Raw genomic sequence first — 8431 nt, forward strand, 5'->3', positions numbered from 1 at the left:
ATGACCTCCATCGAAAGATAGTTGGTAAAAAGACTTGTTTTGGAAGTGATGATTTGGTAAACTGTTCATGTGAGTTTCCTTTCTTTTTGTGTTTTTTTCTACACTTATACCATAAAGGGGAAACTCTTTTTTGTCTAGTAAAAAACACCCATTGGGTGAAAAAAGAAACCATCCAGGATCTAAGCTAAGGCAAGGATTCTGGAGGGTTTTTAGATTAGGGGTGAATAATTGGGGTTAACGGTTATTTATACATATCTATTTTTTCAAATCTTCAGTCATATGTTCACCTGTGACCTAGGCTTTACGAGTGCCTTGCTCTACCAACTGAGATAAATCGGCGATTACACTTACAGTATAGCACTCTGAGAATAGATGTCAAGGAATTTTCATCTCTATTAGAAAAAGCCTGTCCTAAGACAAGGCTTTGAGTTTCTTCATCTTAGGATCCAGCACTTTCATAAGAATCCAAGCCCCTGTCCCATAGTTTCAAGGAAATACCAAAAAAGACAAGGGAAATCAAAATCAAACCTCCAATGTTAAAGAGTACATCCTTGTCCTGCAAAAAATAGCTAGCAGGATAGTAGGCCGTAAAGGCAAAAGGCACGATAAAGCTAATCAACCAACGAAGAAGAGAATTGTAAATCGAAATCGGATACTTTGCAAAATCATTAAACATATAGAAAATGTAAATCATAGCCCCTGACTGCTTGGTCCAAAAAGCGATGCTGGCTGTCGCGATTTTAAGAGAAGTATAAATCAAGGTCGCAAAAGGAATACAGACTAGGAAAAGCAGGAATTTTGGAAGAGTCCAAGCAATGCTGGTCATGGTTGTTCCCAATAAAATACCACCGACCAAGAGTTCGCCTAAGGCATCAATCTGAAAGGTCTCAACCAAGATGTGAAAGAGAGGATTGATAGGACGAGTCAGATACTTATCAAATTCTCCTTTTCGCACCAAGCGTTGCCCCAGTGCCCAGAGATTGTCAAAAAAGAGATGATCCAAGCCCTTAGGAATCAAGGAAAAACCATAGATAAAGGCAATTTCTTGAAAAGTCCAACCTTCTAGGGATGGGATGTGTTGAAAGATGACATTGAGAAATAAGAGATTCAGGCCTTGAGTCAGAAAGACTCCCAAGACACCAACCACAAAATCCACCTTGTATTCCATGATTTGCTTGATGTATTGTCTGATAAAAATCAGATGCATGCGTTGATATTTTTTCATACTAACCTCCTTGAATGGTGATAAAGGACTGGACTCGTTTCCAAATCAACTGAGACAAGCCCACCATCACTAAGAGCCAGAAAAACTGCAAAGCGAGTGCCTGAAGCATCTGATTAGCATCGTATTTCCCAACAATAATCATGACTGGGGTATAAATCAAGGATGAAAAAGGCAGGAAGGACAGAATATCTGCAACAACCTTTGGAAAGAAAGCCAAGGGAATCAAACTTCCAGACATAAAGGCCACTATGGAAGTCTTGAGTAGATTGGAACCCCAAAGATTTTTAAACACAAAGGCTGAAAATCCAAAGCAAATATTAAAGAAAAAGTTAATCAGATAAGCCAAAGTTAGGCTAAAGAGATAAAGGACAGTTAATCCCAGCACTTCTACAATCCCTTGCCCAGATAAGATTTTCATCAAAACAATGACACTTAAAAATGGAAGGCCAACGCTGATAAAAATCAACCACTTGGAACCAAGCTCGGTGAAAAGATAGGAGGCCGCAAAATGCACTGGTCGCAACAAACGCATGATAATGGAGCCATCCTTGACCTCCTCCCCAATCATAAAGGACGAATCGGATCTAGTCAGAAGATTGGTCACAAAACTCATGATGATGTAGAGGGTGATATCCGCCATACTGAAGCCCTGAATCAAAGACTCTTGCGAAGAATCAAAGACAGCCTTCCAGAGATAAAAGGCCACAAAAGCCCCCATGACATCGCCAATCCGATAGAGAATAAAGTTGACTCGGTAAGTAATCAACTCCTGAACCCCTGCATTGATAAAGGGTTTATAACGTCTCCACAATTTGATCATCCTAGAGCTCCTTTCGGTAGAAGCGACGGATAATATCCTCAATATCCGTATCCACCATCTTCAAATCGCGGATTTCAAAATCAGACAGGGTTTGCTTGATAATGTCAGCTGACTGGTAGCGAGAACTATCAAATTCAATGTTGAGGCTGTTTCCTTGTCTATCAATGGTCATATCAGACAGACCTTCATAGTGAGAGACGAGATGACTTTGACCTGGTAGCAGTTCAAAAGAGAGAGTCTTCATCTTACCAAAGGTATCCTTGAGTTGGCTCACCGTTCCATCAAAAATCTCTTGCCCCTTGTCAATCATGAAAATCCGATCACAAAGTTGCTCAATATCACTCAAATCGTGAGTGGTCAAAAGAATGGTAGTTTCTTCCTCTTGATTGATCTGAGTAATTGCCCGACGAATATTATCCTTAACCGAAACGTCCAAACCAATGGTCGGCTCATCTAAAAAAAGAACCTTGGGATTGTGGAGCAAGGAGGCCGCAATATCCGCCCGCATCCGTTGTCCCAGTGAAAGAGTCCGCACGGGATCCTTGATAAAGTCCTTCAAATCCAAGACTTCATTCAAAAAGTCCATACGCTTATGAAAGAGCGAGTCTGGCACATCATAAATCTCTTTTAAGACAGTGTAGGTCTCTTGCAGAGCCAAATCCCACCATAGCTGGGTGCGTTGTCCAAAGACTACGCCAATATCTTTGACATAATCTTGCCGATTGTCCTGGGGAATCTTGCCGTTAATCCGACAAAAACCAGATGTTGGTTTCAAAATTCCTGTCAGCATTTTAATGGTTGTCGACTTCCCAGCACCATTTGCCCCGATAAATCCTAAAATCTGCCCTTTTGGAACTTCAAAGGTCAAATCCTTGACCGCTTCAAAGGTCTGCTTTTCAGGATGAATAAAGGAGCGCAAAGCCCCCTTCAAGCCCGGTTCCTTAACAGTCTTCACAAAATTTTTCTGAAGATGTTCCACTTCTATCATTGCCATATCTATCTCCCTATCATAAGGAATAGCAACATTGTGTTTTTAACTACAAATATTCTAAATCCTTACTTTCTACACCTTCTATATTTTATTACTACAGAAGGCTTTATACCAATCTATTATAGTCCAATAAAAAACAGAATGCAAGCGTTTGCCTATGGATTGTGAAATTAGGATTTCTCTCATAAAATAATACTTTTAATCAAAAATTCAGTTGAATAGTTTAAATTACCAACCTACTCATCTTCTCACCAGAGGGCGGTATTAACTTTGATCATAAAATCGGATACTCCCTCTATCCAGAAAATATGCTCAGAATGATTGTCTCTAAACAATACCTGCTCTTTTACCTCATTCATGAAAAAGAAGTCCATACCCTGAGAATTATCAACTCACGCACCGACTACCTAAACCAACTCGACCACCTCTTTCGTACATGTAGGAAACTATTTTCCTCACAAATAATCTCATTATAAAATCCAATAAATTTTTTTAGCTCACTTGAATATTTTCTTTGTATCGTTTTATCAGCTTCAATCTGATTTAGACTTGTTACCTTGGAACGACTTGAAATAACCTTTGTAAAATAACACTTAAGACTTTCATCATCTCGTATAAATTTTTCAATAGTGATATAAAAAGCTTTCATATTCTGTTTATAATCAGATATTAATTGATTAATTTTATCATTCTGATGAAGATTCGATACCATAATATATAGCGGATTGAAATAAGATGAGAACAAATTGATTGGAAAAGTAAAATTAATTTCTATAAATGTTTTAGCAATTGTTTCATACTATTTTAGATTCAGTCTACTATACATAAACTAACCTCCTCATTATTAGCAAGGCTTCTACTGATTATAACCTAATTCTTAGACTACTTCAAGACTAACTGTCCAATAATAATCTACAGATAAATCATCCACTCTTAATCAAATTTTATTCAATCCATCTACTCATTCCCAAAAGGTTGCTGTATAATGCAAGACATTTTTCTTACAGCTTTTACTTTTCCTTACCCTCAATTTAGTGAGCTAATAAATTATTCTTCTTCAAAAGGTTGAGATTTATCTAGTAACTCTAAAACATTAATGGTAGGTAGCAACATTGCTTCACTGCTATCAATTGCCGAAACTATTGAAACAATAGAACGTAAATAAGGATAAAGAATAGCAGTACCATTTACGTATAGAATATCGGTGATATTTTCATCTATATTTATTTCAAAATATCCTATTACAGTTACAGATATTTTTTTCATGGCATCTTTGTCAACTAAAGAAACACTAAGTTTTACGGCTCCATGACTATAATCATCTGTATGACCAACCTTAACTATGGGATATAATATATCGAAGGTAAATGTGAACAAACTGATTAGGAAATTTAAACCAACTTCTAACAATGTGTTATACTCAATGAAAACCAAAGAGCANNNNACGAAGTCAGTAACCATACTCACGGCAAGGCGACGTTGACGTGGTTTGAAGAGATTTTCGAAGAGTATTAGAAAGCTCGATGGACTATTCCAGATTTATTCCACTAGATTTTGAAATCAAAAAAAGTTGAGACATAGCGTCTTCAACTTTTTTACATTACTTTAACTACTGATTAAAGTGAGTTTACGTCAACTTTGATACCAACACCTTGAGTAGTTGTGATAGTCAAGTTTGTTACGTAAGTTCCTTTAGCTGTAGCTGGTTTTGCTTTTTGGATTGTTTCGTTGAAAGCTTTGAAGTTTTCAACCAATTTTTCAGCTTCAAATGATACTTTACCGATGATTGCTTGAACGTTACCTGCACGGTCAGCACGGTAAGTGATTTTACCACCTTTAGACTCTTCAACTGCTTTAGCAACATCCATTGTTACAGTACCAGTTTTAGGGTTTGGCATCAAGTTACGTGGTCCAAGGACACGTCCAAGACGTCCAACAAGAGCCATCATATCAGGTGTAGCGATAACTACGTCGAAGTCCAACCAACCGTCGTTGATTTTAGCAACAAGGTCATCTTCACCAACAAAGTCTGCACCAGCAGCTTTTGCTTCTTCAGCTTTTGCACCGCGTGCGAAAACAAGAACGCGTGAAGTTTTACCAGTACCGTTTGGCAATACCATTGCTCCACGGATTTGTTGGTCAGCTTTTTTAACGTCGATGTTCAAGTTGTAAGCAACTTCTACAGTTGCGTCAAATTTTGCAAAGTTAGTTTCTTTTGCAAGTGCTACAGCTTCTTCTACGCTGTATGCTTTTGTGCTGTCGATTTTCTCAAGAGCAGCACGAAGTTGTTTGCTTTTTTTAGCCATTTTCTATTCTCCTTGTAAGTGGTTCAATCGATTTTCATCTCCCACGTCACTCCTCGAAATGATGAAGTCTTGCGGGTTTTCAGTCTATTACTTTCCTTTTCCTACGGCCTTAAGTTCCCTTGCTGTACCCAAGTACAAGTATCAGTCACTTGCCTAGTATGAAAAGCAACTAATAGACTGCTGTGAGATTTTCTACTGTGTTATTGATTAGTCAACAACAGTGAATCCCATAGAACGAGCAGTACCTTCGATCATACGCATTGCAGACTCTACGTTTGCTGCGTTCAAATCTGGCATCTTAGTTTCTGCAATTTCTTGTACTTGTGCACGAGTAACTGTAGCAACTTTAGTTTTATTAGGTGTACTTGATCCTTTTTCAACACCTGCAGCTTTTTTCAAAAGAACAGCAGCTGGTGGTGTTTTCGTAACGAAAGTAAATGATTTATCTTCGTAAACTGAGATAACAACTGGAATGATCATCCCAGCTTGGTCAGCTGTACGAGCGTTGAACTCTTTTGTGAATCCCATGATGTTGATACCAGCTTGACCAAGAGCAGGTCCAACCGGTGGAGCTGGTGTAGCTTTACCAGCAGGGATTTGCAATTTTACAAGTTTTTCGACTTTTTTAGCCATTTTTAAATCCTCCTTTGTGGTTTTGGCGGTAATTAGAGATTTTTACCTCCCACAAGTATGCTTTTCACATACCCATCTATTATACACTATTTATCTGGAATTGCAAGAGAAAAGTTTATTTTTTAATCGACGTAATCTCCGCCTTCAAAGCCGTAATACTCTTCCAAACTGAGACCACTTGCAGCAATTTCTTTAGCTTCTTTTCCTACATAACGCAGGTGCCATTCCTCAGCCATATAGCCTGTTTCCTTTTCCTTGCCTTTGAGATAACGGACAACAAAGCCATAATCAGCTGCATGATCCAAGAGCCATTGGGCTGCTTTTTCTTCTGTCACCAAATCACCATCAGTCCCAATCACATCAAAGGCCAAGCCTGTCTGGTGTTCGCTATAGCCAGGACGGGCAGAGTAACGGTCAGCTGCTGCCTTTCCATCTTGGTTGACATAATCTTGATAGAGCTTGGTCTGAGTTTCATAACTTCTAAAACCACTGTAATGATCACTAATAGGGAAACCTGCCTCTTGCATCGCCTTGATGAGTTTGACCAACTCTGCCTTGGCTGTTGGATTTTCCCCTGGATTATAGTCTTTAGACAATGGATAGTGTTTATTGGCTACGATGATTGCATCGTATTTCCCTTGAATGCTGTAATAGTCTCCTTTATTGACCACTTCTGCTTTTTTCTGGGCAGTCCCTTGAGACTTACTGCCGACTGTGCCATCAGCCTTGGCTGTCTGTTCTGTCTTAGCTTCTCCGTCTTCATTTTTTGCTTTTTCTTGTGAACAAGCTGCTAGACTCAAGGATATCAAGGCTGTCAAGACAAGGTATCTTTTTTTCATTTCTACTCCTTTATTTCTAATAGTTTATCTAGTTCTGACGATAAACGTTTAACTAATCTTTTAATCTCATCTGGTTTTGCTTGGCAGGTTTTTGTTGTCATTTCTTCAAAGGGAACCCACCAAACTGGACCACGTCCCTTGAGACCGTGACCATTCATGTCACCGCTTCGTCTAGGGAAAAGATGCCAGTGGAGATGGGCATCGCCATTTCCTAGAAGTTCAACATTCATTTTCTCAGCAGCAAAGGTCTTGGCAACTGCCTCTTGGACTAGACTCATTTCTTCGAGAAAACGTAGTCTTGTTTCCTTTTTCAAATGATGCAATTCCGTGACGTGTTCCTTGGCTAGAAAGAGACTATAGCCTGCAAAATACTGGTGATTTCCAATCACAAGATAGCCTGTTTCCAACTCTTTGACAAAATAGGGATTTTCTCCCTTCTTGATGAGCTCAATTCTCTGGCATATAAGACACATATTAGTCTACCAACGCGCTCTTAATGTAAGCATCAACCATACGCTCTGTTGCGACCACCGAGTCAATATGAGTACGCTCATAAGAATGACTAGACTCGATACCCGCGCCAAGGAGGGCGTGTTTGACCTCTGCCCCTGCGGACATGGCCGCTGAAGCATCCGAACCATAAAATGGATAGATGTCCAGCTTAAAAGGAATATCTTGCTCTTTCGCCAAGGTCACCAAATGTTGACGGAAGTCATAGTGATAAGGGCCTGAGGCATCCTTGACACAGATAGACGCTGTGTACTCGTCTGTCTGCTGATCATCACCCATAGCTCCCATATCCACAGCCAGATATTCGACTACCTGAGCAGGAATATTAGAGTTAGCCCCATGTCCCACTTCTTCAAAAACTGAAAAAGCAAAATGGGTTGTTACGGGCAATTCAATCTTCTCTTCCTTATAAATACGAAGCAGGTTAAGCAAAATCGCTGCGCTGACCTTATCATCCAAATGGCGAGACTTGATAAAACCTGTCTCTGTCACGACAGTTCGTGGGTCAAAACTGATAAAATCACCGACCTCAATCCCCAAGGCACGAGTTTCTTTTTCATTGGTTACTTTTGCATCCAAACGCACTTCCATATTGTCCTGGGTGCGTTCTGCAGTTCCTGCATCCTTGTAGACATGGCAAGAAGTTTGGTGGATGAGGATGGTACCTGATAGCTTTTGACCTGTACTAGCCACATGAACGGTACAGTTTTCTCCTTCAATCATGTTCCAAGGAAAGCCACCGATACGATCCAATTTGAGACGGCCGTCTGGTTTGACAGCACGGACAATAGCACCCAGCGTATCTACATGGGCAGTCACATAGCGGTGCTCTTCATCTTTTTGACCTTTAATGGTCACATTGACACCGCCCTTGGCTGTGCGAACTGGCTGATAACCAAAATCTTCTAAAGTCTTGACTAAATAGTCCGAAATCTCACGAGTGAAGCCCGTTGGCGACGCAATAGCTGTCAGTTCTTTGATATATTCTACTGTTTGATTCATTTATTTACCTCTTTTGCTACCTATTATAACACATTTATCATCGGATAAAAAAAGAAAATCACTCCTGTAGCCTTGACTACAAAAGTGATTTTATACTCAATGAAA

Annotated in this window: 10 protein-coding genes; all 10 read right to left on the reverse strand. The window is 39.6% G+C overall.

All coding sequences use genetic code 11. The features are described 5' to 3' along the window. Positions 1-439: 439 nt before the first annotated feature. Positions 440-1225, reverse strand: coding sequence for an ABC transporter permease (locus tag HT719_RS10890; protein WP_000760734.1), 786 nt, complete (start codon positions 1223-1225; stop codon positions 440-442). Between the two features lies 1 nt (position 1226). Further along, positions 1227-2045, reverse strand: coding sequence for an ABC-2 family transporter protein (locus tag HT719_RS10895; protein ID WP_000594191.1), 819 nt, complete (start codon positions 2043-2045; stop codon positions 1227-1229). A gap of 1 nt (position 2046) precedes the next feature. Further along, on the reverse strand, positions 2047-3039 hold the full coding sequence (locus HT719_RS10900; protein WP_001240784.1) for an ATP-binding cassette domain-containing protein: 993 nt from the start codon (positions 3037-3039) through the stop codon (positions 2047-2049). Between the two features lie 400 nt (positions 3040-3439). Continuing rightward, the gene (locus HT719_RS12080; protein ID WP_000643408.1) at positions 3440-3685 is read right to left on the reverse strand and encodes a hypothetical protein; all 246 of its coding nucleotides are present in this window, start codon (positions 3683-3685) and stop codon (positions 3440-3442) included. A gap of 398 nt (positions 3686-4083) precedes the next feature. Next, complete coding sequence (locus HT719_RS11830; protein ID WP_000895062.1) at positions 4084-4446, reverse strand: protein-export chaperone SecB; 363 nt, start codon at positions 4444-4446, stop codon at positions 4084-4086. Between the two features lie 206 nt (positions 4447-4652). After that, on the reverse strand, positions 4653-5342 hold the full coding sequence (gene rplA, locus HT719_RS10910; protein ID WP_001085675.1) for a 50S ribosomal protein L1: 690 nt from the start codon (positions 5340-5342) through the stop codon (positions 4653-4655). A gap of 207 nt (positions 5343-5549) precedes the next feature. Beyond that, on the reverse strand, positions 5550-5975 hold the full coding sequence (gene rplK, locus HT719_RS10915; RefSeq protein ID WP_001085812.1) for a 50S ribosomal protein L11: 426 nt from the start codon (positions 5973-5975) through the stop codon (positions 5550-5552). Between the two features lie 122 nt (positions 5976-6097). Then, a complete protein-coding gene (gene ldcB, locus HT719_RS10920; RefSeq protein WP_166731610.1) occupies positions 6098-6814 on the reverse strand; it encodes an LD-carboxypeptidase LdcB/DacB in 717 nt (238 codons plus the stop codon). A 2-nt stretch (positions 6815-6816) separates the two neighbouring features. Then, positions 6817-7287 (reverse strand): HIT family protein, encoded by a 471-nt coding sequence (locus HT719_RS10925; protein WP_172929211.1) that lies wholly within the window; start codon positions 7285-7287, stop codon positions 6817-6819. Between the two features lies 1 nt (position 7288). Further along, positions 7289-8326, reverse strand: coding sequence for a M42 family metallopeptidase (locus HT719_RS10930; protein WP_166731612.1), 1038 nt, complete (start codon positions 8324-8326; stop codon positions 7289-7291). Positions 8327-8431: the final 105 nt, after the last annotated feature.

The sequence above is a fragment of the Streptococcus sp. k-378 genome, assembly GCF_013277505.1.
GTDB lineage: Bacteria > Bacillota > Bacilli > Lactobacillales > Streptococcaceae > Streptococcus > Streptococcus pseudopneumoniae.